The sequence below is a fragment of the Pseudomonas sp. MB-090624 genome (assembly GCF_003205245.1).
Taxonomy (GTDB): Bacteria; Pseudomonadota; Gammaproteobacteria; order Pseudomonadales; family Pseudomonadaceae; genus Aquipseudomonas; species Aquipseudomonas juntendi.
In genome coordinates this window covers 46,159-69,643 of sequence record NZ_QJRK01000014.1, presented here as the reverse complement: position 1 = coordinate 69,643, position 23,485 = coordinate 46,159, and the positions used below count along the sequence as shown (strand labels likewise).

Here is a 23,485-nt window from a genome sequence, read left to right as displayed (position 1 = left end):
GGCAGTCTTCCCTGATTAATGGCTGCTGTGGTCGACGGCGATGCACTCGCCGCTGACATCGTGGTACTGGCGGTTGCGCGGCGCGATCAGCAGGTAGAGTGCGGCGGCGATGCCGGCCCCTATCAGCCAGGAAAACGGCGCCACACTGTGGAAGTTGGGCACCAGGGCCAGCACGATGGCCAGCAGTGCGGCCGGCACGAACGCGGCCACGGCGCGCAGGTTGATGCCTTTGCTGTAGTGGTAGGCGCCGGCCGGGTCTTCGCTGTACAGCTGCGGCACGTTGATGCAGCCTTTGCGCAGCAGCCAGTAGTCGGACATGATCACCCCGTACAGCGGGCCGAGCAGGGCGCCCAGCCCCGACAGGAAGTACACGATCACCAGCGGGCTGTTGTACAGGTTCCACGGCAGGATCAGCACCGCCACGGTGGCGCTGATCAGCCCGGCACGGCGGAAGTTCAGGTGGCGCGGCGCCAGGTTGCTGAGCACGAAGGCCGGGGCGACGAAGTTGGCCATGATATTGACCGCCACGGTGACGATCAGGAACGCCAGGCAGCCCAGTACCAGGAAGGGGGTGCTGGGAATGGCGGCGACGATTTGCGTGGGGCTGTCGATGACCTGCCCGTTGATCTGGAATTGCGCACCGCAAAGCACCACGGTGATCACCGCGAACACCAGGATGTTCACCGGCAGCCCCCAGAAATTGCCGACGCGGATGGTCTTGCGGCATGGCGAGGAGCGGGCGAAGTCGCAGAAGTTCAGTACCAGGGTGCCGTAGATCGCCAGCCACAGGGCGCCGCCGGCGAAGATGTTGCGCCACATCTCGTAGCCGGTCAGGGGCTCGGCCACCGACCAGGCGATACGCGCGTCAGCCTGGGCGTACATGAACACCGCCAGCGCTGCCACGGTCAGCAAAATCACCGGGCCAGCGAAGCCTTCGTAGCGGCGTACCATTTCCATGCCGTAGGCAAGAATCACCAGCTGCACCAGCCAGATCGCCACGAAACACACCCAGCCCAGGCTCGACAGGCCAAGAATGCTGTCGTGGTCGTAGGCGGCCATGTGCGGCCATACGGCGGTAAGCAGTACCCGCAGCACGACCGAGGCCAGGTAAGTCTGAATGCCGAACCAGGCGATGGCGATGATCGCCCGGATCAGCGCCGGAAGCTGTGCACCATGGATACCGAAGGCGATGCGGCTGATGACCGGGAACGGCACCCCGGTTTTTTGCCCCATGTAACCGGACAAGTTCATGAAGAAGTACACCAGCGCGGCGCCAATGGCCAACGACAACAGAATTTGCCAGCCACCGAGGCCGAGGGCGAACAAGCCCATGGCGAATGAATAGTTGGCAATGTTGTGCACATCGTTGGTCCACAACGCGAAGATGCTATAGCCACCCCAACGCCGGCCTTCGCTTCGCGTGGGGGCAAGGTCGCGGTTATGCAGGCGTGGGCTCAGGGCCAGTTCGGGATGCTCGCCGGCAAGGGTGGAATTGGGGTGGGTGCTGACGACGGATTGTTCAGGGGCAAGATCGAGGCTGCTACTCATTCCGGCGGGCTCCTGATGCACATGGACTGCGATGAGCGGGCATGCGCAAGGGCTCGCCATCTCGTCGATGCAGCGTTGGCATCACAGGGTTGTAGGCGCGGCGGCCGGTAATGGGTCGGCGCCGCAGATTATTGTGTATTTATGTTTTGTTTAAGTTGTATACAAAACATAAGCACACAAAAGCCATTTCTGTGCCAGATAGAATCCAGTTCTTGATAGTGTTTTTTTCAGGATTGAGTCAGGTGTGGGATAACTAGCTGAAATAAAGGCGTTATAAATTGACCATTTGAACAAGTTTATTTTTTGGTTTGCAGGATAACTTGATCAAATGGTCAAAATTAGTTGTTGTGGGGATGTAACGTATTGGGGCGCCGCTTGGAGAACTGCACACAAAAATGGCACTTAAGGTGACATTCTTGTGTACAAAAAATAGTCAGTCGTTCCCTTTCCCTGCTGGCCGGCCCCTCAGTCAGGGTTGTACTGGCCCCATCGGCGGCAACCGCCGTTTGACCGGGCTCTTCTTGATGATTGCGGTGTTGGTCTCGGCCAACACATTGATGCGGTCCAGCAGGGTGTCCAGCTGCTCCATCGAGCGCACATGCAGCCTGGCGATGAAGCAGTCCTCGCCGGTGACCTTGTCGCACTCGGTGAATTCGGGGATGGCAATGATCTGCCGTTCGACTTCCTGCAATTGCCCGGGCAGTGGGCGGATACGCACGATGGCTTGCAACTGGTAGCCGAAGGCACGTGGGTCGACATTGACCGTGTACCCGCGCAACACGCCACGTTCCTCCAGCCGGCGCAAACGCTCGCCGACGCTGGGGGCAGACAGCCCACTTACCTGCGCCAGGGCCTTGAGCGAGCGGCGCGAGTCCTCCATCAGCGCGTTGATCAACAGTTGGTCGATGGCGTCGGTCATGTGCACCTCAAAGGGTAGGTCGCGGAATTTGCCTTGATAGTAAAGGCAAAATTATGGGTTTGCCTTGCTAATCGGCTGGAAGGTTGCACGGGGCCCTCTGCATACTGTTGCCATCGACGAGAGGAGGTGTGGGATGGACAATTCATTGCGCCGGGGGTCGCTGGAAATGGTAGCGGCCATGCTGATTTCCGGGACCATCGGCTGGTTCGTGCTGGCGTCCGGCCTGCCGGTACTGGAGGTGGTGTTCTGGCGCTGCGTGTTCGGTGCCGTGACCTTGCTGGTCATCTGTGCCGCGTTCGGCTTTCTGCGCCCCGGCGTGATCAGCCGCCCGGCGCTGCTGCTGGCGATGGCCAGCGGCGTGGCCATCGTCGGCAACTGGTTGCTGTTGTTTGCCTCGTATTCGCGGGCGTCGATTGCCATCGGTACCGCGGTGTACAACGTGCAGCCGTTCATGCTGGTGGGCTTGGCGGCGTTGTTTCTGGGTGAAAAAATCACCTTGGCCAAGCTGAGCTGGCTGAGCGTGGCGTTCCTCGGCATGCTGGCCATCGTCAGTGCCCATGGCGCCGCGCAGGGGGGCGGCGAGGACTACCTGCTGGGCGTTGCCCTGGCGCTGGGTGCGGCGCTGCTGTACGCCATCGCGGCATTGATCATCAAGCGGCTCAGCGGTACGCCGCCGCATCTTATCGCGTTGGTCCAGGTGAGCACCGGCGTGGTGTTGCTGGCACCCTGGGCCAAGCTGGGCGGCCTGCCGGGTGAAATGCCGGCGCTGGCCAGTTTGCTGACATTGGGGGTTGTGCACACCGGCCTGATGTATGTGTTGCTGTACAGCGCCATCCAGCGCTTGCCCACGGCGTTGACCGGGGCGTTGTCATTCATCTACCCCATTGCGGCGATCCTGGTCGACTGGGTGGCCTTCGACCACCGCCTGACGCCGCTGCAATGGCTGGGGGTGGCGTTGATCCTGCTGGCGGCGGCAGGGATGCAGCAGGGGTGGTGGTTCAGACCCAAGCCGTTGGTTATCAAGGGCCATTGAGGCCGCTTCGCGCCCTATCGCAGGCAAGCCAGCTCCTACAGGTACTGCACAGGGCTTGAAATTTGTGCGCTAGCTGGTTTGCCTGCGAAGCGGCCTCAACGGGTAGAATGCCGCTTTTGCCAGCCTGCGACCCGTCATGACATCCCCAATCGCCACCCTCGAGCAACACCTGCTCGCCGCCCTCGACCCTGCCCCGCAGGAAACCCGCCGCCTGTTCCACGGCCGCGGCCGCTGCTGGGCAGGCCTGGAGCAGATCACGGTCGATTGGCTGCAGGGGGTGCTGTCGGTCGCCCTGTTCCGCGAACCGCCCGAAGGCCAGCTGGCCGAGCTGGAGACGATGTTGCGCAACCTGGCCGAGCGCCCACTGTGGACCGGCCAGGCCATCATCATCCAGCACCGCTACCTGCCTGACAGCCCGGGCCAGTGGTTGCTGGGCGAACCCTGCCAGCAACGCGAAGTGGTCGAGGACGGCCTGACCTACCTGCTGGACCTGGGCGTGCGGCAGAACAACGGTCTGTTCCTCGATATGCGCTATGGCCGCCGCTGGGTGCGTGAGCAGGCGGCGGGCAAGCGGGTACTGAACCTGTTCGCCTACACCTGCGGCTTTTCGGTGGCAGCGGTGGCCGGTGGGGCCGAGCAGGTGGTGAACCTGGACATGGCCAAGTCGGCCCTGGCGCGCGGCCGGGACAACCACCGCCTCAATGGTCACGACGCCTCGCGGGTGGCCTACCTGGGGCATGAGCTGTTCAAGTCCTGGGGCAAGGTACGCAAGTACGGCCCTTATGACCTGATCATCATCGACCCGCCGACTTTCCAGCGCGGCAGCTTCGTGCTGACCCAGGATTACGCGAAGATCCTGCGACGTTTGCCGGAGTTGTTGAGCGCGGGTGGGACGGTGCTGGCGTGCGTGAACGACCCGGGGATCGGGCCGGAGTTTTTGATCGAGGGGATGGCCGAGCAGGCGCCCTCGCTGGGGTTTGTCGAGCGGCTGGAGAACCCGCCCGAGTTTCCGGATGTGGACCCGGCGGGCGGGCTCAAGGCTCTGGTATTCCGCCAGGTGTGATGTTGCTCGTGGCGGCCCATTCGCGGGCTTGCCCGCTCCCACAGGTACTCCACAGCATTAGGATGTGTGGTGATCCTGTGGGAGCGGGCAAGCCCGCGAAGAGGCCGGTACAGGTAACGTCAAGCCCCCATAGCCTGTACCGGCAGCGGATACACCTGGGCGAAACTCACATTCTCAGTCTGGTCCACGCGCTTCTTCAGCCGCTCGTTGAACGCCCGGCTCACCGCATACTGCCCACCGGAAATGGTGCGGAACTGCGCCGTCAGGACAAACCCGTTCAAGTCCATGCGGTCCACACCGAAGACCTGCAGCGGCCCCTGCAAGTTGATGCGCAGCAGAGGGTCTTCGCTGATCGACTGGCCCACCTCATGAATCAGCGCCAGTGACGCGTCCACATCACTGTCATAGGTGAACTGCACCGAAAAGAACGCATAGGCGAACTGCCGTGACTGGTTGGTCACCGCCTTGATCTGGCCGAACGGCACCGAATGCACGAAGCCCTTGCCATCGCGCAGGCGCAGGGTGCGGATGGTCAGGCTTTCTACGGTTCCGGCATGGCCGGAGTCCAGCACTACCCAGTCGCCGATGGAAATGGTGTCTTCGATCAGGATGAACAACCCGGTAATCACATCCTGGACCAGTTGCTGCGAGCCGAAGCCGATGGCCAGGCCGATCACCCCGGCACCGGCCAGCAGCGGCGCTACGTTGATGCCGAGGTTGGCCATGGTGGTGATGGTGCAGATCACGATCAGGATCACTTTGATGGCGTTGCGCAGCATCGGCAGAATGGTCCGCACCCGCGTGCTTGGCTGGCGGGCATTGCGGCGCCCGGCAGCTGGCTTGAGCGCTTCCTGGATCGCCGTATCGAGCACCACCCACAGCAGCCAGGTGACCAACAGGATCAGGCCGATGCTCGACAGCGAGTTGCTGATCGCCTGGCCCAGGCGGTTGCTGAGGGCGAAGTCGATCACCGAGAACCCCCAGATGCGCCCCAGCAGCTCGATGAAGGCCACTGCCATGGCAATGCGCAGCAGGGCGTGGGCGAGGCTGCGTAGCAGTTCCTTGTAGGGCCGCACCCGCTGCGCCGGGTCGCTTTCGCGGGGGGCCAGCAAGTGTTGCAGCAAGGTGCTGAGGAACAGCGTCGAGACCAATAGCACGGTGGTCAGCAGCGCGTTCTGCAGGGCTTTCTGGCTTTCGGCACCGGCACCTACCAGGTTGACTGCCGAGACCAGGATCATCAGCAGGATTGGCAGGTACCACAGTGTCGAGAAAATGCGCAGGGTTTCCTGCACGGCGCGGTGTTGTACCCGGTCTTTGTACGCGCGGTTGCGGATCAGGTGGGCGACCGGGCGCCGCAGGCGGATCACCAGGCTGGCGAAGATGAAGGTGGCAGTCAGGCCGGTGACCACCGCGACGCTGGCGGTGATGTTGCCGCCAAGCTGGCGGGCGATCTGCGGGCTGGTCAGGGCGTCGCTCCAGGCGGCAAGGAAGCCGATGAGGAACAGCGGCCGTGGCGCCAGGCGCTTGATCACCGCCACGGCGGGGCGTTTATGGCCAGCGTCGAACAGGGTGATCAGGCAGAGGATGATCGACGTCGAGAACAGCCCGCTGCTGGTCGCATAGGCCAGGCTCAAGCCAAGCGCGCGTGCCACGGAGGGGTCGAGGAAGCGGCTCACATAGAGCGTCACGGGCAGGCTGGCCAGGGCTGGCAAGGTGTAGGGCAACAGGTAGCCCAGCAGGCCACTGACGCGTTTGTGCTCGCGCAGCCAAGGGCGGCGCGACACCCGTTTGGCGACCCAGCGCCCACCACCGCCAAGCAGGCCGAACGCGGCGCCCCAGGTGAGGGTCAGGAGCAGGAAGTTGCCCGCCAGGTGCAGTGAGTCACTGGCCGAATGGCGGTCGACCAGGCGCTCCACTTCCTGGGCGGCGCGGTCGCTGCGAAGGCGCCAGGCGTCAACCAGGTGGGCGTCGAGGTCCATCTGCCGGGCAGCGCTGTCCAGGCCATCGGCCAGGGCGCCCAGCAGGCCGCCTTGCAAGACTGGCTCGGGTTCGGCGGGTTGGTCCTCGCTGGGGGCGGGGTCGGCAGCCAGCAGGTGAGTGCTCAACAGGCAGCCGAGCAGCAGGGTCGAAAAGAAACGCAGCACTGGAGTACTCCTTGGGCCGGGGTGAGCGGGGCAGGGTTACTCAAGGAACTGAGGCTGCAGGGGTGGGAAAGTTCGATTTGGGTGTGTTGTCCGGCCAGGCCTGTTCGCGGTTAACGCTGCGAACAGGCCAGGCCCGCGTGAATCGATTACTGCTTGTCGGTATAGATCTGGTCGAACACGCCACCGTCGTTGAAGTGGGTCTTCTGCACGGTGCGCCAGTCACCAAAGGTCTTTTCCACCGACAGGAAGTCGACTTTCGGGAAGCGGTCGGTGTACTTGGCCAGCACGGTTGCATCGCGTGGACGCAGGTAGTTGTTGGCGGCAATCTCCTGGGCCTCTGGCGACCACAGGTACTTGAGGTATTCCTCGGCCACGGCCTGGGTGCCTTTCCTGGCCACCACCTTGTCGACCACACTCACCGGTGGCTCGGCCTCGGCCGACACGCTCGGGTAGACCACCTCGAACTGGTCGCGGCCAAACTCGCGGGCGATCATTTCGGCTTCGTTTTCGAAGGTCACCAGCACGTCGCCGATCTGGTTGGTCATGAACGTGGTGGTCGCGGCCCGGCCGCCGGTATCCAGCACCGGGGCCTGTTTGAACAGCTTGCCAACGAAGTCCTTGGCCTTGGCTTCGTCACCGCCCTGCTTGAGCACGTAGCCCCAGGCCGACAGGTACGTGTAGCGGCCATTGCCCGAGGTTTTCGGGTTGGGCACGATCACCTGCACGCCGTCCTTGAGCAGGTCGGGCCAGTCTTTCAGGGCTTTCGGGTTCCCCTTGCGCACGATGAAGACCGTGGCCGAGGTGAACGGCGCGCTGTTGTTCGGCAGGCGGGTGACCCAGTTGTCCGGCACCAGCTTGCCGTTGTCGGCCAGGGCGTTGATGTCGGTGGCCATGTTCATGGTGATCACATCGGCCGGCAGGCCATCGATCACCGCACGCGCCTGCTTGCTGGAGCCGCCGAAGGACATTTGCACGTTGACCTTCTCGTTGTGCTCGGCCTGCCAGTGTTTCTGGAAGGCTGGGTTGTAGTCCTTGTAGAAGTCGCGCATCACGTCGTAGGAAACGTTGAGCAGGGTAGGGGCGGCCTGGGCGATGTTGCCCAAGGCCAGGCCTGCGGCGAGCAGCGAGGCGGTGAAGAGTCTTTTCACGTTGCTTCCTTGTTCTTGAAGGTTTTTGGGGCAGATTGCCAGCGACTATAGCGGTTGGATTTGTGCGGGTTAAAGAACAAAAACGACTTTGGTTATTCCGCTGCCTGTACTGGCCCAATCGCCGGCAAGCCAGCTCCCACAGGGATCGCCTCAGGGCTGACAGGTATTGCACAAGGCTCAGTCCCGGTGGTGCACATTGTGGGAGCTGGCTTGCCGGCGACAGGGCCCGATCGGGCAACATCACTGTTTGGGGAATAACCCACTCCCACACCGCGAGCAGAACGCCGCGCTTTGTTCATGGGTCTTTTTCTTGCAGACCGGGCAATCATGCTGTAGCTGTTCGCCCCGCATGGCGTTGGCCAGCTCTGCGGTAAAGATCCCGGTCGGCACGGCAATGATCGAATAACCGATGATCATCACCATCGACGAAATTACCTGCCCCAAAGGCGTCTTCGGCACGATGTCGCCAAAGCCCACGGTGGTCAGGGTGACGATCGCCCAGTAGATGCCCTTGGGAATGCTGGTGAAACCGTGCTCCGGCCCTTCGATCACATACATCAGCGTGCCGAAGACCGTGACCAAGGTCGATACCGTGACCAGAAACACGATGATCTTCTGCTTGCTACCGCGCAGCGCGTCGATCAGGAAATGGGCCTGCTTGAGGTAGGGGCTGAGCTTGAGCACGCGGAAGATCCGCAGCATGCGGATGACGCGGACGATCAGCAGGTATTGGGCGTCGCTGTAGTAGAGCGCGATGATCCCCGGCACGATCGCCAGTAAATCGACCAGCCCATAGAAACTGAAGGCGTAGCGCAGCGGCTTGGGCGAGCAGTACAGGCGGGTGAGGTACTCGGCCAGGAAGATCGCGGTAAAGCCCCATTCGATACCGGCCAGCAGGCCGGCGTAGCCCTGGTGCACTTCGTCGATGCTGTCGAGGATCACCGTGACCAGGCTGGCGAGGATGATCAGTAGGAGGATCTTGTCGAAGCGCCTTCCAGCCACGGTGTCGGTCTGGAAGACCATGATGTAGAGGCGTTCCCTTAGGGATTGCGATACAGGCATGTTTATTGGCTCGTAGTACTGAAGTGGGAAGCCTAGAAGGATTGATTGCCCATCTGCAATTGGTTACCTGCGAATGCAACTGATATTTCTGTCAGTTTCCCGACCTTGTGCTTTGGGGAGAGCATGGGGGGGCAGAGGTGGCAACTGGAGCGGTCATGATCTCTTTGAAAATAAAACCCAATCAGGCTAACGCCTATTCGCCATTTGGCTACCTGGCAGGTTCGTCACCTTTGAACATATTGGCTTACGCAGGCCAAGTGTTCGATCAATATCTTTCAGGCTATCTGCTGGGACAGGGTTATCGGTGTTACGCGCCATCGCTGATGCGCTTCACGAGTCCCGACAGCATCAGTCCATTTGGTGAGGGGGGTATCAATGCGTATTCCTACTGCACTGGTGACCCTGTGAACAAAGTCGACCCATCAGGGCAGATGGGACAGAGGACGGGCTTGACGGGACATCTTTCGCGGTTCGGCTTGACTAAGAGGGATTTGAAAGCCCATTTGAAGCCGCTTGCCAAAGCAGAATACAAAGGCAAGTCTTTGCAGGTTATCAAGGTTCACAGTGAAACTTTTACAACTTTCGAATTCACCGGTAACTCACCGAGAATCGATGCACAGGTCGTGGCTCAGTCGCCACTTGCCGAACTATCGGGTGTTTACTTCAAAAAGGACGATACTCATATCCCTGCAACGTCCAGAGCCAGGGGGGGGCACTTACTGTTAAAAGGTTTCGAGAGGGTCGAGATTGTGCCACCCACCCATGCTTTCATCAACCCAGCCAGGCGGGGGGCAGTTTCAACTGCAGGAGAGAGGGCAGTGCCAAATGATTATGTCGAAGACATACGGCGTTGATACTGCTCTGCAATGTGCGCACATGTGTGCATCAGCCAGCATGCGGCGACAAAAGGCGCGGTCAGGCCGGCTACAGGCAGCAGCATGAACAGCGGTTGCAGCAGCAAGGCCAGAGCGATGGCCAGCAACGTCACCCAGGGTTTTTCGCCTTGCCTGCTGAAGGCCAGCGCCGCCAGCGCGGCGTTGAAGCCAGCCAGGCCCATCCACGCTGCTTGCGCCTGGTCTGTGAGCAGCGCCATGCCGCCCCCGATGGCCGAGCCAATTACCGCCCACATCGCCGCATAGGGTAGGGCGATGAACATGCCGACGATGATCAGCAACCCGGCCAACGGCTGGTCGAGCAGGAAGATCTGCCCTATGCCGCGGGCCAGGGCGTACACCGGTTCGGCTTCGACGAAACCGGTCATCGAGGGTTCGGCGAGCAACAGCGTGCCCCAGCCCAACAGCACGAACGGTGCGGTATAGGCAACCAGCAGCTTGCCACCGCGCTTGCGCCACTGGTGGGTGATGATGCTGGACAGGCCGCCGGCGGCGATGACCAGTGGCGGCAGGATGGCCGACCAGGGCAGCACGGCGCTGATCAGGATGCCGATGAGTACGCCGTTGTAGCAGTACAGCCCGGCCTGGCGGTCGGCACGGTCGTAGCCGCGGCGCTGGGCTGTGAGCAGGCCGGCGAGGGCGCCGAGCAGGGCGCCGCCGACCAGGTCGGGCGCAGTCAGCAGGATGGCCAGCAGGCAGCACAGGCCGCACAGGGGGTTGCGCAGCAGCAGCACCTGGCTGAAGCCGTTGAGTAACGCCGTGGCCCAGTCGGGGCACGGGTTGGCGAAATGTTTGCTGTACATGGGGCAGTCAGTGAGGTGGATGGGGAGCGGTGGGCCTCTTTGGGCCTCGGTTTTCCGCGATTCTTTGATTCACCACCGACCCTGTGGGAGCGGGCGTGCCCGCGAAAGGGCCAGCAGGGTCAACGAAGTTGCCTGGACTGACGCATTCGCGCGCACGCCCGCTCCCCCAGGGTCTATGCAGTGGCTTAGATCAGTGTTTCGATCCGCAGCGTGTTGGTCGACCCAGGTTTGCCGAACGGCACCCCGGCAGTGATCAGCAACGTGTCGCCCCGGCTGGCCATGCCTTGTGCCTGGGCAATTTCCAGGGCCGTGGAGACCACCTCATCCACCTGACGCAGGCGCTCATTGACCACCGAGTGCACACCCCAGGCCACGCTCAGGCGCCGCGCGGTGTTCAGGTTGGGCGTAAGGTTGAGGATCGGTGCCCGTGGCCGTTCACGCGAAGCGCGCAGGGTGGAGGCGCCCGACTCGCTGTAGTTGACCAGCACCGCCACCGGGAGGATGCCGCTGATACGGCGGATCGCGCAGCTGATGGCGTCCGACACGGTGGCTTCGGCCTTGGGCCGGCCGACGTCGAGCTGCGCCTGGTAGTCCGGGCCGTTCTCAACCTGGCGGATGATCTTGCTCATCATCTGCACAGCCTCCAGCGGGTAATCCCCCGAGGCGGTTTCGGCCGACAACATCACCGCGTCGGCACCCTCGGCCACGGCGTTGGCCACGTCGGTGACTTCGGCACGGGTCGGTGCCGGCGAGAAACGCATCGATTCGAGCATCTGCGTGGCCACCACCACCGGCTTGCCCAGCTGGCGGCAGGTGCCAATGATGCGCTTCTGAATCTGCGGCACGCTTTCGGCCGGCACTTCCACGCCCAGGTCCCCGCGGGCCACCATGATGGCGTCGGCCAGTTCGGCAATGGCTTGCAGGTGCTCGACTGCCGACGGTTTTTCGATTTTGGCCATCAGGTAGGCTCGGCCGCCAATCAGCTGGCGCGCTTCAACGATGTCTTCAGGGCGCTGCACGAACGACAGGGCGACCCAGTCCACGCCCAGCTCCAGGCCGAAGGCCAGGTCGCGGCGGTCTTTTTCGGTGAGCGGCGAGAGGTCGAGCACCGCTTGCGGTACGTTGACGCCCTTGCGGTCCGACAGCTCGCCACCGTTCAGCACTTCGGTGTCGATTGCGTCGCTGTGCTTGGCGGTTACCCGCAGGCGCAACTTGCCGTCGTCCAGCAGCAGGTCCATGCCTGGCTCCAGGGCGGCGATGATCTCGGGGTGCGGCAGGTTGACCCGGCGGTTATCGCCCGGAGTGTTGTCCAGGTCCAGGCGCAGAGCCTGGCCGCGTTGCAGCTGGATCTTGCCTTCGGCAAAGCGGCCGACCCGTAGCTTGGGCCCTTGCAGGTCCATGAGAATACCCAGGGGGTAGTTCAACTGCTGCTCGACTTCGCGGATCCACTGGTAACGCAGGGCGTGGTCGGCGTGTTCGCCGTGGCTGAAATTGAGGCGGAAGATGTTCACCCCCGCTTCGACCAGTTGGCGGATGTCGTCGATGCCTTCGATCGCCGGGCCGAGGGTGGCGAGGATCTTCACTTTTTTATCAGGCGTCATGATTGGGCAGTCTCGAGGATCAGGATGGCGCGGAAGTCGTTGACGTTGGTGCGGGTCGGCTCGGTGACGATCAGCGCGTCCAGCGCGGCGAAGTAGCCATAGCCGTTGTTGTTGTCCAGCTCATCGCTGGCCGACAGGCCCAGGGCTTCGGCGCTGGCGTAGCTGCCTGGGGTCATCAGCGCGCCGGCATTCTCTTCCGAACCGTCGATACCGTCGGTGTCTCCGGCCAAGGCGTACACGCCCGGCAGCCCTTTCAGGCTTTCGGTGAGGCTGAGCAGGAACTCGGCATTGCGCCCGCCACGGCCATTGCCGCGCACGGTCACGGTGGTTTCGCCACCGGACAGGATCACGCAGGGCGCCTTCAGCGGCTGGCCGTGCAGCACGATCTGCCGGGCGATGCCGGCATGCACCTTGGCCACTTCGCGCGATTCGCCTTCCAGGTCGCCGAGGATCAGCGGGCTGAAGCCTGCCTGGCGAGCTTTGACTGCGGCGGCTTCCAGCGACTGCTGGGGCTTGGCAATCAGCTGGAAGTGGCTGCGGGCCAGGGCCGGGTCGTCGGCCTTGACGGTCTCCGAGGCCGGGTTGTTGAGCCAGTCGATCACCGCTTTTGGCGCTTCGATGTTGTAGCGCTTGAGAATGGCCAGGGCATCGGCCGAGGTGCTCGGGTCGGCCACGGTGGGGCCGGAAGCGATCACCGTGGCGAGGTCGCCGGGTACATCGGAGATGGCATAGGTGTAGACCGTGGCCGGCCAGCAAGCCTTGGCCAGGCGCCCGCCCTTGATCGCCGAGAGGTGCTTGCGCACGCAGTTCATCTCGCCGATGGTGGCGCCGGATTTCAGCAGTGCCTTGTTGATCTGCTGCTTGTCGGCCAGGGTCAGGCCCTCGGCGGGCAGGGCCAGCAGGGCAGAGCCACCGCCGGAGAGCAGGAATATGACGCGGTCTTCTTCATTGAGGTTGCTGACCAGTTCCAGCACGCGCTTGGCCACAGCCAGGCCGGCGGCGTCGGGGACCGGGTGGGCGGCTTCGACCACCTCGATTTTCTGGCAGTTGGCGCCGTGGCCGTAACGGGTGACGACCAGGCCGGAGACTTCGCCCTGCCAGCTTTTCTCGACCACTTCGGCCATGGCGGCTGCGGCCTTGCCGGCGCCGATGACGATGACCCGGCCGCTACGGTCGGCGGGCAGGTAGGGTTCGAGAACTTGACGGGGGTGGGCGGCGGCGATGGCTGTGTCGAACAGGTCGCGGAGAATTTTTTGCGGATCGACCGACATGGCAGGCTCCCAATTATTGTTGTTCTGCACAATCAAAAACGCCCCTGGAACTGCCTCCGTGCAGGCCGAACCAGGGGCGGTCTCCACAGCTGCGAGCTGCGAGCTGCGAGCTGCAAGCTGCAAGCTGCAAGCTGCAAGCTACAAGCAAAAGCAGATCTGCTCTCGCTTGTCGCTTGTCGCTTGTCGCTTGTCGCTTGTCGCTTGCCACTTGCCACTTGAGGCTCACAGCTTGAAGCTTATTTCTCGTCGCGGATCGAGAAGTTGGCCATGTGCTCCAGGCCCTTGATCAGCGCCGAGTGGTCCCAGTTGCCGCCACCCAGGGCCTGGCAGGTGTTGAACACTTGCTGGGCATTGGAGGTGTTGGGCAGGTTGATGCCCAGCTCCTTGGCGCCTTGCAGCGCCAGGTTCAGGTCTTTCTGGTGCAGGTTGATGCGGAAGCCCGGGTCGAAGGTGCCCTTGATCATGCGCTCGGCATGCACCTCGAGGATTTTCGACGAGGCGAAGCCACCCATCAGCGCTTCACGCACCTTGGCCGGGTCGGCGCCGTTCTTGGCGGCGAACAGCAGCGCTTCGCTGACAGCCTGGATATTCAGGGCGACGATGATCTGGTTGGCCACCTTGGCGGTCTGGCCGTCACCGTTGCCACCCACGCGGGTGATGTTCTTGCCCATGGCCTGGAACAGTGGCAGGGCGCGCTCGAAGGCGTTCGGGCAGCCGCCAACCATGATGCTCAGGGTGGCGGCCTTGGCACCTACTTCGCCACCGGACACCGGGGCGTCCAGGTAGGCGGCGCCGGTGGCCTTGATTTTTTCGGCGAAGGCTTTGGTGGCGGTAGGGGAGATCGAGCTCATGTCGATCACCACCTTGTTCGGGCCCACGCCTTCGGCCACGCCGTTGTCACCGAACAGCACGCTTTCCACTTGTGGGGTGTCCGGCACCATGACGATGATGAACTCGGCTTCCTGGGCCACTTCTTTCGGGTTGGCCAGGGCCACTGCACCGGCGGCGATCAGGTCGGCTGGCGCGGCGTCGTGGTGGGTGGAAACGAAAATGCTGTGCCCTGCTTTTTGCAGGTTCTGGGCCATGGGCTTGCCCATGATGCCGGTGCCGATGAAACCGATTTTAGCCATGAGAATATGCCTCTTTGTATTTGTGGTGTCTCAAGCTGTGGGAGCGGGCATGCCCGCGAAACAGGCGACTCGGTGGATGGCACCGGCTATGCCGGTGTTCGCGGGCATGCCCGCTCCCACAGGGTTTCGTGTTTCACAGGGCGCTAGCGGTCAGCCGTTCAGATTGCGTTATGGGTCTTCAGCCAGCCCAGGCCTGCTTCGGTGGTGGTCAGCGGTTTGTATTCCGCGCCCACCCAGCCCTGGTAGCCGATGCGGTCCAGGTGTTCGAACAGGAAGCGGTAGTTGATCTCGCCGGTGCCTGGCTCGTTGCGGCCGGGGTTGTCGGCCAACTGGATGTGGTTGATCGACTTCAGGTTGGCTTCCATGGTCCGGGCCAGGTCACCTTCCATGATCTGCATGTGGTAGATGTCGTACTGCAGGAACAGGTTGTCGCTGCCCACCTCGGCCTGGATTTCCAGGGCCTGCTGGGTGGTATTGAGGTAGAAACCCGGGATATCGCGGGTGTTGATCATTTCCATGACCAGGCGGATGCCGGCGGCCTGGAGTTTGTCGGCGGCATACTTGAGGTTGGCGACGAAGGTCTTGCGCACGTCGGCACACTGCAGGCCTTGTGGGCGAATGCCGGCCAGGGCGTTGACCTGGGTATTGCCCAGCACCTTGGCGTATTCGATGGCCTTGTCGACCCCCGCGCGGAATTCTTCGACGCGGTCGGGGTGGCAGGTGATCCCGCGCTCGCCTTTGGCCCAGTCACCGGCTGGCAGGTTGAACAGCACCTGGGTCAGGCCGTTGGCGTCCAGCTGCTGCTTGATTTCAGCCGCGCTGTAGTCGTACGGGAAGAGGTATTCGACGCCGCTGAAGCCAGCATCGGCGGCAGCCTTGAAGCGGGCCAGGAAGTCCTGTTCGGTGAACAGCATGGACAGGTTGGCAGCGAAGCGAGGCATAGGTGTCTCCTTGCGGTGAAGGCCCCCAGGGCATGCCTGGGGGCGTCAGGCGATCAGTCCAGCATCGAGATGGCGGTTGGCGCGTCGTTGCCGACCAGCGCCAGGTCTTCGAATTCGTTGACCGCGTTGATCTCGGTGCCCATGGAAATGTTGGTGACGCGCTCGAGAATCACCTCGACCACCACCGGTACGCGGAACTCTTCGGCCATCTTCTGCGCCTTGATCAGGGCAGGGGCGATCTCGGCCGGTTCGAACACGCGCAGGGCCTTGCAGCCCAGGCCTTCGACCACGGCCACGTGGTCAACGCCGTAGGTGGCAGCGTCGGTCGAGTTGATGTTCTCGAACGCCAGTTGTACACAGTAATCCATGTCGAAGCCACGCTGCGCCTGGCGGATCAGGCCCAGGTAGGCGTTGTTCACCAGCACATGAACGTACGGCAGGTTGAACTGTGCGCCCACCGCCAGCTCTTCGATCATGAACTGGAAGTCGTAGTCACCCGACAGCGCCACGACCTTGCGCTGCGGATCGGCCTTGACCACGCCCAGTGCCGCAGGGATGGTCCAGCCCAGCGGGCCGGCCTGGCCGCAGTTGATCCAGTGGCGTGGCTTGTACACGTGCAGGAACTGCGCGCCCGCAATCTGCGACAGGCCAATGGTGCTGACGTAGCAGGTGTCCTTGCCGAACACCTGGTTCATTTCTTCGTACACGCGCTGCGGCTTGACCGGCACATTGTCGAAGTGGGTCTTGCGCTGCAGGCTGGCCTTGCGCTGCTGGCAGTCTTCCAGCCAGGCCTTGCGGCATTTCAGCTTGCCAGCGGCTTGCCATTCGCGGGCGACTTCCAGGAGTACGTCCAGCGCCTTGCCAGCGTCGGAAACGATCCCCAGGTCCGGGGTGAACACGCGGCCGATCTGGGTCGGTTCGATGTCCACGTGGACGAATTTGCGGCCCTCGGTGTAGACGTCCACGGAGCCGGTGTGGCGGTTGGCCCAGCGGTTACCGATACCGAACACCAGGTCCGACTTGAGCAGGGTGGCGTTGCCGTAGCGGTGCGACGTCTGCAGGCCGACCATGCCGACCATCTGCGCGTGGTCGTCCGGGATGGTGCCCCAGCCCATCAGGGTCGGGATTACCGGTACGCCGGTCAGTTCAGCGAACGCCACCAGTTTGTCGCTGGCGTCGGCGTTGATGATGCCGCCGCCGGCGACCAGCAGCGGGCGCTCGGCGTCATTGAGCATGGCCAGGGCTTTTTCGGCCTGCACGCGGGTGGCGGCAGGCTTGTTGATGGCCAGCGGCTCGTAGGCGTCGATGTCGAATTCGATTTCGGCCATCTGCACGTCGAACGGCAGGTCGATCAGCACCGGGCCTGGGCGGCCGGTGCGCATTTCGTAGAAGGCTTTCTGGAAGGCGTAAGGCACCTGGCCTGGCTCCAGCACCGTGGTCGCCCACTTGGTCACCGGCTTGACGATGCTGGTGATATCGACAGCCTGGAAGTCTTCCTTGTGCAGGCGCGCACGCGGGGCCTGGCCAGTGATGCAGAGAATAGGAATGGAGTCGGCCGAGGCACTGTACAAGCCGGTGACCATGTCGGTGCCGGCAGGGCCGGAGGTGCCGATGCACACACCGATGTTGCCCGGGTTGGCGCGGGTGTAGCCCTCGGCCATGTGCGAGGCACCTTCGACGTGGCGAGCGAGGACGTGATCGATGCCACCGACTTTCTTCAGGGCCGAGTACAGCGGATTGATGGCAGCCCCCGGGATGCCGAACGCGGTATCTACACCTTCACGGCGCATGACCAGAACGGCTGCATCGATTGCTCTCATTTTGCTCATGGTTTGTGCCTCATTGATTTTGTAATTGTATACAACTTGCTTTGCGATAGAGTGTATTCACGCCTGGCGCTGTAGGTCAATGGGTTTTCATCGGTTGACTTGGCTTTCCTCAGAGCGCCCATGAAAACGGGAGTTTGCGTGATCGCATACGATCTTTTCAAAATATTGTATACAAAAATAATCTTCGTTGTGTTCTATTTGTTCATCGGTTTTCAACTGCCCTCAGGGCTTCTCACAACAAGAAGAGGACCTTTTCATGAACGCTTTGAACCTGAAAGTCGCCGTTGGGCTGGTAAATGCTGCGCTGGCGGCGGGTCGCAAGATCAATGCGGCGCCGCTGACCGTGGCGGTGCTGGATGCTGGCGGCCACCTGCTGGCGCTGCAGCGCGAAGATGGCGCCAGCCTGATCCGCCCGGAAGTGGCCACCGGCAAAGCCTGGGGGGCGATAGCCCTGGGCAAGGGCTCGCGCTTGCTGGCGCTGGATGCGCAGCAGCGGCCGGCGTTTTTTGCCGCGCTGAACGGAATGGGTGAACGGCCGGTGGTGCCGGCGCCGGGGGGCGTGCTGATTCGTGATCAGGCGGGCAGGGTGTTGGGGGCTGTGGGGATCAGCGGGGATACGTCAGATATCGACGAGCAGTGCGCGATCAGTGCGATCGAGGAGGCCGGGTTGCGGGCGGATGCCGGGGTCGCAGCCTAGGTCTTCGTTGCCCGTTCTGGCCTCATCGCCGGCAAGCCAGCTCCCACAGCTACTTCACAGGTCTTCAGGCCTGTGGAGACCCTGTGGGAGCTGGCTTGCCGGCGATTGGGCTGCAGGGCAGCCCCACTGGCCCTGTCAGGCCAGCTCGGGCTCACAGCCCTTGAGCACCATGCGGATGATGGTCTCGGCTGCTGCGTCATAATCGCTGTCGGCCAGCTTGGCCTTGCCGGTCACTGCAGAAATCTGCCAGTCGAAATCGGCATAGGTCTGGGTGGCCGCCCAGATGCTGAACATCAGGTGGTGCGCATCTACATGGGCGATCTGCCCGTTGTCGATCCAGCGCTGGATGCACTCGATGTTGTGCCGGGCCTGCTCGTTCAACTGCGCCACCTGGTTCGGTGACAGGTGTGGAGCGCCGTGCATGATCTCGCTGGCAAATACCTTGGAAGCATGGGGCAAGTCGCGGGAAATGCGGATTTTCGAGCGAATGTAGGCGCTCAGCACTTCTTTCGGGTCACCGTCGGCATTGAACGGCGTGGACGCCTGCATGATCGGCGCGATGATGCTTTCCAGCACCTCGCGGTAGAGGTTGTCCTTGGACTTGAAATAGTAATACACGTTCGGCTTGGGCAAGCCGGCCTTGGCCGCAATATCGCTGGTCTTGGTGGCCGCGAAGCCCTTGTCGGCGAATTCCTCGCTGGCTGCGCGCAGGATCAATTCCTTGTTGCGCTCGCGAATGGTGCTCATGGTCAGGGATCTTCCTCGTGTCTGGCCACCTCTAAGAGGGATCGGGCATGGTAGCACCGGGCCCGACGGGCGCTCAAGGCAGCGGCTTTGGGCTAGAATTCTGGGCATTTACTCATTCGGATGCAGGCAAACATGGCAGGAAGCAGTCTACTGGTACTGATCGACGATATCGCCACGTTGCTGGACGATGTTTCGCTGATGACCAAAGTGGCAGCAAAAAAAACCGCAGGCGTGCTGGGCGATGACCTGGCGCTCAATGCCCAGCAGGTGACGGGTGTGCGGGCCGATCGTGAACTGCCGGTGGTGTGGGCGGTGGCCAAGGGTTCGTTGATGAACAAGGCCATTCTGGTACCGGCGGCCCTGCTGATCAGCGCTTTCATCCCTTGGGCGGTCACGCCCTTGCTGATGCTGGGCGGCGCGTATCTGTGCTTCGAGGGCTTCGAGAAGCTGGCGCACAAGTTCTTGCACAGCAAAGAAGACGACGAGGCGCAAAAGGCTGCGCGCAAACAGGCTGTGGCCGATGCCAATGTCGACCTGGTGGCGTATGAGAAAGCCAAGATCAAGGGGGCTGTGCGTACCGACTTCATCCTGTCGGCGGAAATCATCGCCATTACCCTGGGCATCGTCGCCGACTCGCCGCTGCCACAGCAGGTCATCGTGCTGTCGGGCATCGCGGTGGTAATGACCTTGGGTGTTTACGGGGTGGTGGGCGGCATCGTCAAACTGGACGACCTTGGGCTGTGGATGACCAAGCGGGCGTCGGGCGTGGCTCAGGCGGTAGGCAATGGCATATTGCGCGCGGCACCCTACATGATGAAAGGCCTGTCGGTGGTTGGCACGGCGGCGATGTTCCTGGTGGGTGGCGGGATTCTGGTGCATGGCATCGCGCCGCTGCATCAAGCGGTCGAAGCGTTCAGCGAGGGGCGCGGTGGTGGGCTTACCGTGGCTTTGCTCAATGGCGTGGCCGGGGTGATCGCCGGTGCCGTGGTGCTGGCGGTAGTGACGGTGGCCGAGAAGCTGTGGCGCCGGGTGCGGCCGGCCAACTGAGCGGCCTGGCCGGGGCGTTGCCCCGGTTCGCGGGCACGCCCGCTCCCTCAGGTACAGTGTCTGCCTTGGGCCAAGCGCGGACCCTGTGGGAGCGGGCATGCCCGCGAATGGGCCGCAGCGCGGCCCCGAGGGCTCAGGTCAGAAGTGCACCTTGACCAGGAAGCTCATGGTGTTCTGGTCGGTGGTGAAGGCATCGCTGTCCTTGATGCCGTACTTGTTCTTCCAGTAGTCATACTCCACACCCACGTACAACTGCTTCTCGCCAAAGTGCAGCGCCTTGCCCAGGTCGTACTTGATCTGCGGGTTGAAGTGCAGGTTGGCGTGGTAGGTGCCACGGCGGTTCTGGTCGTTGTCGACCACCCAGTCCATGAAGCCGTCGATCAGTACGTCGGAATCCCCCACCGGGATGGTGTACGACCACACCGGCGTGATCTGCCACACATTGTCGCCGGCACGGCTGCCGTCGGTGGTGCGGTTGTAGAAGTTCAGCTGGAAGTAGTCGAAACCGGGGATGGCCAGGTCGAAGCCCGGGCCGATCAGGTACGACTCGGTATCACCCTCGCCAAACTCGTAGGTCATGGCCAGCAGCACGTCCTTGACCGGGCCGAACTCCAGCTTCTGGTCGAAGATCTTGCCAAACGACAGGCGTGGGCTGATCTCGCCATAGTAGGTGTTCGGGCCGTTGCCCTCGTCCTTCTGGCCCTGGTAGAAGATCTTGTCGACAAAGATGAAGTTGTCGCCGTACTTCCAGCCATCGGCATGTTCGAAGGTCACGGTTTGCTGGGTTGGCGGGTTGACCTTGAAGTTCTTGCCCCACAGGTAGGTCAGGCTGTTGTTCTGCCATTGCAGCAAGTCACCGCCGAAGGTGGTGCCGCAGGCCAGCAGGCCGCCAGCAAGGATCAGGCTGTTGATGATACGCATTGCGAGTGTCGCTCCCTTGTTTGATCTGTTGTCTGCGCTCGTTGTTGGCGCTTTTTGTCTTTTGAGTCAGCTTTTTTCGATAGGCCACAGCTGTTTGGCAAGGGTTGGGCCAACTTTTCCGGGTTGGCAAAACCTTCCTGCTCGACTTCGTTCTGAACGGATGAAAAGGGTCTTTCAGGCTGGCAACACGTTCGCCAACCGCCCGTATTCATTGACTGAGCGGTCAGTAAACGCAGGCAGAATCCGTTCTGCCCTGATCGAGGGGGCGCGCAGATTACTGGCTTGCGCGCCGCGCCTCAAGTGCTCCGTCCTGGAGCGCTGTGAATCAAACTTGTGCGTTTGGTCAACTTCTTAGAAGTGTACCTTGATCAGCGCGCTCGCCACGCTCTGGTTGCTGTCCAGGTTGCCGCGGCTGTCGATGCCGTACTTGTCCTTCCAGTAGCTGTACTCGAAGCCCACATAAAGCTGCTTTGCCCCCAGGTTCAGGGCCTTGCCCAGGTCATATTTGACCTGCGGGTTGAAGTGCAGGTTGGCGTGGTAGGTGCCACGGCGGGTCTGGTCGTTGTCGGTCACCCAGTCCATGTAACCATCGATCAGGATGTAGGACTTGCCCACCGGCAGGGTGTACGACCAGGCGGGGGTGATCTGCCACACATTGTCCCCGGGGCGGCTGCCCTCGGTGTTGCGCACATAGAAGTTGAGGGTGAAGTAGTTGAAGCCCGGGATGGCCAGGTCGAAGCCGGGGCCGATCAGGTAGGCCTCGTTGTCGCCTTCGCCTCGTTCGTAGGTCATGGCCAGCAACACATCCTTGACCGGGCCGAACGCCAGTTTGCGGTCGAAGATCTTGCCGAATGACAGGCGCGGGCTGAACTCACCGTAGTAGGTGGTCACGCCCTTGCTGGCGTCTGCTTTGCCGTTGTAGAAAATCTTGTCGACGAACATGAAAGTGTCGCCGTACTTCCATTTGTTGGCGTGCTCGAAGGTAACCGTTTGCTGGATGCTGGGGTTGACCTTGAAGTCCTTGCCGTACAGGTAGGTCAGGCTTTCGCCGTGCCATTGCAGCCATTCGCCCGCGTGGGCAGGAACGGTGGCCAGCAAGCTGCTGCCCAGCAAGAGGGACGTGGTGATGCGTTTCATGTTGTGCTTCCCGGACTTATTGTTTTTTTTGGGTTTTTTTGGCGTGCAGGTGCCCCGGGCGGCCCATTCCGGCGGGCCGACGGTATAGCGTCTACGGCGGTTCGAGACCGGAGCGGCTACAGGCCGCTCCCGTTCACTCGAAGGGGTTTTGCCTCAGTGCTGGTGACAGGCGTCGTTGTGCACCGCGCGGTCGGCACCGCCCAGAATGTTGAACAGCACGTTCAACACCAGGGCGCTGACCGTGGCCATGGCGATGCCACTGTGGGTGATGGGCTCCATCCACTGCGGCATCTGCGCGAAGAACTCCGGGCGCACCACGGGGATCAAGCCGAAGCCCACGCTTACCGCAACCAGCAACTGGTTGCGGCGGTCGCCGATGTCGGCTTCCTGGAGGATCTTGATCCCGGTAGCGGTCACCATGCCGAACATGGCGATCGACGCCCCACCCAGTACCGCGGGCGGGATCGAGGCGATCAGGAACGCTGCCTTGGGCAGCAGGCTGAGCAGAATCAGCAGGGCGCCGGCCACGATGGTGACAAAGCGGCAGCGGACCCCGGTCATTTGCACCAGGCCGATGTTCTGGGCGAACGACGAGTGGGTGAAGGTGTTGAAAAAGCCGGCGATGAACGAGGCCCCGGCATCGCACAGCAGGCCGCGGCGGAGCATGCCTGGGGTGACTTCGCGGTCGGTCACCTTGCCCAGGGCCAGGAACATGCCCGTGGACTCGACGAAGATGATCACCACCACCAGGCACATGGACAGGATCGGTGCCAGGCTGAAGGTCGGCATGCCGAAGTGCAGGGGCGTCACCACCTGCAACCACGGCGCTTCACTCAGGCCTGACAGGTCGACCATGCCGATGGTGCCGGCCAGCACGTAGCCCAGGCCCATGCCAACCAGCACCGACACATTGACCCAGAAGCCGCGCATGAAGCGGTTGATCAGCAGGATCACGGCCAGCACCAGGCCGGCCACCAGCAGGTAGATCGGCGAGCCGAACGTACTGGCATCCTGGCCGCCACCGGCCCAGTTGACCGCTACCGGGAACAGCGACAGGCCAATCGAGGTGATCACCGTTCCGGTGACCAGCGGTGGGAAGAAGCGCACGACCTTGGACATGAACGGTGCGATCAGCATGCCGAAGAAGCCGGCGGCGATGGTCGCGCCGAAGATCCCCTGCAGGCCTACACCGGGCATGCCGGCCATGGCCACCATGCTGCCCACGGCTGCGAAACTGGCACCCATCATCACTGGCATGCGGATGCCCACCGGGCCGATACCGAACGACTGGATGATGGTGGCGACGCCAGCGACCAGCAGGTCGGCGTTGATCAGGAAAGCGACTTCTTCACGGGACAGCCCGGCGGCCTGGCCAATGATCAGCGGCACAGCGATGGCGCCACCGTACATCAGCAAAACGTGTTGCAGGCCAACCAGGAACAGTTGGAACAGGGGCAAGGGTTCGCGCGGTGGCGCAACGGGTATGTACGCCTTGCGGGACTCGGACATGCAGCACCTCGAGTTTTGTTTTTATTCTCGGATCCAAGTGCC

The 23,485-nt window shown here is 62.4% G+C and carries 20 protein-coding genes; 5 read left to right on the top strand and 15 right to left on the bottom strand.

From position 1 onward, the window contains the following. Positions 1–15: 15 nt before the first annotated feature. Together DMX12_RS10210 and DMX12_RS10205 are read right to left on the bottom strand one after the other, a co-directional pair. The gene (locus DMX12_RS10210) at positions 16–1,548 is read right to left on the bottom strand and encodes an NCS1 family nucleobase:cation symporter-1 (RefSeq protein ID WP_110677376.1); all 1,533 of its coding nucleotides are present in this window, start codon (positions 1,546–1,548) and stop codon (positions 16–18) included. Between the two features lie 469 nt (positions 1,549–2,017). Continuing rightward, positions 2,018–2,467: an Lrp/AsnC family transcriptional regulator gene (locus DMX12_RS10205; protein ID WP_009681949.1), complete on the bottom strand. Its 450-nt coding sequence runs from the start codon at positions 2,465–2,467 to the stop codon at positions 2,018–2,020. A gap of 133 nt (positions 2,468–2,600) precedes the next feature. On the opposite strand from DMX12_RS10205, the gene DMX12_RS10200 reads away from it, so the two are divergent. Both DMX12_RS10200 and DMX12_RS10195 read left to right on the top strand, forming a co-directional pair. Further along, positions 2,601–3,500: a DMT family transporter gene (locus tag DMX12_RS10200; RefSeq protein ID WP_054904655.1), complete on the top strand. Its 900-nt coding sequence runs from the start codon at positions 2,601–2,603 to the stop codon at positions 3,498–3,500. Positions 3,501–3,636: 136 nt separating this feature from the next. Further along, a complete protein-coding gene (locus DMX12_RS10195; RefSeq protein WP_110677374.1) occupies positions 3,637–4,563 on the top strand; it encodes a class I SAM-dependent methyltransferase in 927 nt (308 codons plus the stop codon). A 119-nt stretch (positions 4,564–4,682) separates the two neighbouring features. Here DMX12_RS10195 and DMX12_RS10185 read toward each other — a convergent pair whose 3' ends face one another. The 3 genes from DMX12_RS10185 to DMX12_RS10170 form a co-directional block, all read right to left on the bottom strand. After that, entirely contained in the window at positions 4,683–6,707 is a 2,025-nt protein-coding gene (locus DMX12_RS10185; protein ID WP_110677370.1) for a mechanosensitive ion channel family protein, read from the bottom strand. 146 nt (positions 6,708–6,853) lie between these two features. Next, positions 6,854–7,855, bottom strand: a complete 1,002-nt coding sequence (locus DMX12_RS10180) for a sulfate ABC transporter substrate-binding protein (RefSeq protein WP_110677368.1) — start codon at positions 7,853–7,855, stop codon at positions 6,854–6,856. A 240-nt stretch (positions 7,856–8,095) separates the two neighbouring features. Further along, a complete protein-coding gene (locus DMX12_RS10170) occupies positions 8,096–8,917 on the bottom strand; it encodes an ion transporter (RefSeq protein ID WP_110677366.1) in 822 nt (273 codons plus the stop codon). 155 nt (positions 8,918–9,072) lie between these two features. Between DMX12_RS10170 and DMX12_RS10165 the strand changes: the two genes are divergently transcribed. Further along, entirely contained in the window at positions 9,073–9,771 is a 699-nt protein-coding gene (locus tag DMX12_RS10165) for an RHS repeat-associated core domain-containing protein (RefSeq protein ID WP_110677364.1), read from the top strand. Here the strand turns inward: DMX12_RS10165 and DMX12_RS10160 are convergent. The 6 genes from DMX12_RS10160 to gcl all read right to left on the bottom strand — a co-directional run bounded on the left by DMX12_RS10160 (position 9,747) and on the right by gcl (position 17,385). Further along, on the bottom strand, positions 9,747–10,613 hold the full coding sequence (locus tag DMX12_RS10160; RefSeq protein ID WP_110677362.1) for an urea transporter: 867 nt from the start codon (positions 10,611–10,613) through the stop codon (positions 9,747–9,749). The genes DMX12_RS10165 and DMX12_RS10160 overlap by 25 nt on opposite strands. 185 nt (positions 10,614–10,798) lie before the next feature. Further along, positions 10,799–12,214: a pyruvate kinase gene (gene pyk, locus DMX12_RS10155; protein ID WP_110677360.1), complete on the bottom strand. Its 1,416-nt coding sequence runs from the start codon at positions 12,212–12,214 to the stop codon at positions 10,799–10,801. After that, positions 12,211–13,485, bottom strand: a complete 1,275-nt coding sequence (locus DMX12_RS10150) for a glycerate kinase (protein ID WP_054881322.1) — start codon at positions 13,483–13,485, stop codon at positions 12,211–12,213. Before DMX12_RS10150 ends, pyk begins: the two co-directional genes overlap by 4 nt. Before the next feature lie 236 nt (positions 13,486–13,721). Then, positions 13,722–14,615, bottom strand: coding sequence for a 2-hydroxy-3-oxopropionate reductase (locus DMX12_RS10145; RefSeq protein WP_054881313.1), 894 nt, complete (start codon positions 14,613–14,615; stop codon positions 13,722–13,724). 158 nt (positions 14,616–14,773) lie between these two features. Then, complete coding sequence (gene hyi / locus DMX12_RS10140; protein ID WP_009683944.1) at positions 14,774–15,556, bottom strand: hydroxypyruvate isomerase; 783 nt, start codon at positions 15,554–15,556, stop codon at positions 14,774–14,776. Between the two features lie 53 nt (positions 15,557–15,609). After that, the gene (gcl, locus tag DMX12_RS10135) at positions 15,610–17,385 is read right to left on the bottom strand and encodes a glyoxylate carboligase (protein ID WP_054881315.1); all 1,776 of its coding nucleotides are present in this window, start codon (positions 17,383–17,385) and stop codon (positions 15,610–15,612) included. 256 nt (positions 17,386–17,641) lie between these two features. Between gcl and DMX12_RS10130 the strand changes: the two genes are divergently transcribed. Continuing rightward, a complete protein-coding gene (locus tag DMX12_RS10130) occupies positions 17,642–18,082 on the top strand; it encodes a heme-binding protein (protein WP_110677358.1) in 441 nt (146 codons plus the stop codon). A 135-nt stretch (positions 18,083–18,217) separates the two neighbouring features. On the opposite strand, the gene DMX12_RS10125 is transcribed toward DMX12_RS10130, so the two are convergent. Further along, positions 18,218–18,829: a TetR/AcrR family transcriptional regulator gene (locus DMX12_RS10125; protein WP_009683940.1), complete on the bottom strand. Its 612-nt coding sequence runs from the start codon at positions 18,827–18,829 to the stop codon at positions 18,218–18,220. Positions 18,830–18,961: 132 nt separating this feature from the next. Here DMX12_RS10125 and DMX12_RS10120 point away from each other — a divergent pair, with 132 nt between their 5' ends. Further along, entirely contained in the window at positions 18,962–19,876 is a 915-nt protein-coding gene (locus tag DMX12_RS10120; protein WP_110677414.1) for a DUF808 domain-containing protein, read from the top strand. Positions 19,877–20,014: 138 nt separating this feature from the next. On the opposite strand, the gene DMX12_RS10115 is transcribed toward DMX12_RS10120, so the two are convergent. The 3 genes from DMX12_RS10115 to DMX12_RS10105 form a co-directional block, all read right to left on the bottom strand. Continuing rightward, positions 20,015–20,797, bottom strand: a complete 783-nt coding sequence (locus DMX12_RS10115; protein WP_110677356.1) for an outer membrane protein OmpK — start codon at positions 20,795–20,797, stop codon at positions 20,015–20,017. A gap of 351 nt (positions 20,798–21,148) precedes the next feature. After that, positions 21,149–21,934: an outer membrane protein OmpK gene (locus DMX12_RS10110; RefSeq protein WP_110677354.1), complete on the bottom strand. Its 786-nt coding sequence runs from the start codon at positions 21,932–21,934 to the stop codon at positions 21,149–21,151. Positions 21,935–22,087: 153 nt separating this feature from the next. Beyond that, on the bottom strand, positions 22,088–23,443 hold the full coding sequence (locus DMX12_RS10105) for a nucleobase:cation symporter-2 family protein (RefSeq protein ID WP_009683936.1): 1,356 nt from the start codon (positions 23,441–23,443) through the stop codon (positions 22,088–22,090). Positions 23,444–23,485 lie beyond the last annotated feature (42 nt).

Bases quoted from the DNA above. Each gene is read 5' to 3' on its own strand.
- DMX12_RS10210 (WP_110677376.1), bottom strand. From the start codon at position 1,548: ATGAGTAGCAGCCTCGATCTTGCCCCTGAACAATCCGTCGTCAGCACC.
- DMX12_RS10205 (WP_009681949.1), bottom strand. From the start codon at position 2,467: ATGACCGACGCCATCGACCAACTGTTGATCAACGCGCTGATGGAGGAC.
- DMX12_RS10200 (WP_054904655.1), top strand. From the start codon at position 2,601: ATGGACAATTCATTGCGCCGGGGGTCGCTGGAAATGGTAGCGGCCATG.
- DMX12_RS10195 (WP_110677374.1), top strand. From the start codon at position 3,637: ATGACATCCCCAATCGCCACCCTCGAGCAACACCTGCTCGCCGCCCTC.
- DMX12_RS10170 (WP_110677366.1), bottom strand. From the start codon at position 8,917: ATGCCTGTATCGCAATCCCTAAGGGAACGCCTCTACATCATGGTCTTC.
- DMX12_RS10165 (WP_110677364.1), top strand. From the start codon at position 9,073: ATGATCTCTTTGAAAATAAAACCCAATCAGGCTAACGCCTATTCGCCA.
- DMX12_RS10160 (WP_110677362.1), bottom strand. From the start codon at position 10,613: ATGTACAGCAAACATTTCGCCAACCCGTGCCCCGACTGGGCCACGGCG.
- pyk (WP_110677360.1), bottom strand. From the start codon at position 12,214: ATGACGCCTGATAAAAAAGTGAAGATCCTCGCCACCCTCGGCCCGGCG.
- DMX12_RS10150 (WP_054881322.1), bottom strand. From the start codon at position 13,485: ATGTCGGTCGATCCGCAAAAAATTCTCCGCGACCTGTTCGACACAGCC.
- DMX12_RS10145 (WP_054881313.1), bottom strand. From the start codon at position 14,615: ATGGCTAAAATCGGTTTCATCGGCACCGGCATCATGGGCAAGCCCATG.
- hyi (WP_009683944.1), bottom strand. From the start codon at position 15,556: ATGCCTCGCTTCGCTGCCAACCTGTCCATGCTGTTCACCGAACAGGAC.
- gcl (WP_054881315.1), bottom strand. From the start codon at position 17,385: ATGAGCAAAATGAGAGCAATCGATGCAGCCGTTCTGGTCATGCGCCGT.
- DMX12_RS10130 (WP_110677358.1), top strand. From the start codon at position 17,642: ATGAACGCTTTGAACCTGAAAGTCGCCGTTGGGCTGGTAAATGCTGCG.
- DMX12_RS10125 (WP_009683940.1), bottom strand. From the start codon at position 18,829: ATGAGCACCATTCGCGAGCGCAACAAGGAATTGATCCTGCGCGCAGCC.
- DMX12_RS10120 (WP_110677414.1), top strand. From the start codon at position 18,962: ATGGCAGGAAGCAGTCTACTGGTACTGATCGACGATATCGCCACGTTG.
- DMX12_RS10115 (WP_110677356.1), bottom strand. From the start codon at position 20,797: ATGCGTATCATCAACAGCCTGATCCTTGCTGGCGGCCTGCTGGCCTGC.
- DMX12_RS10110 (WP_110677354.1), bottom strand. From the start codon at position 21,934: ATGAAACGCATCACCACGTCCCTCTTGCTGGGCAGCAGCTTGCTGGCC.
- DMX12_RS10105 (WP_009683936.1), bottom strand. From the start codon at position 23,443: ATGTCCGAGTCCCGCAAGGCGTACATACCCGTTGCGCCACCGCGCGAA.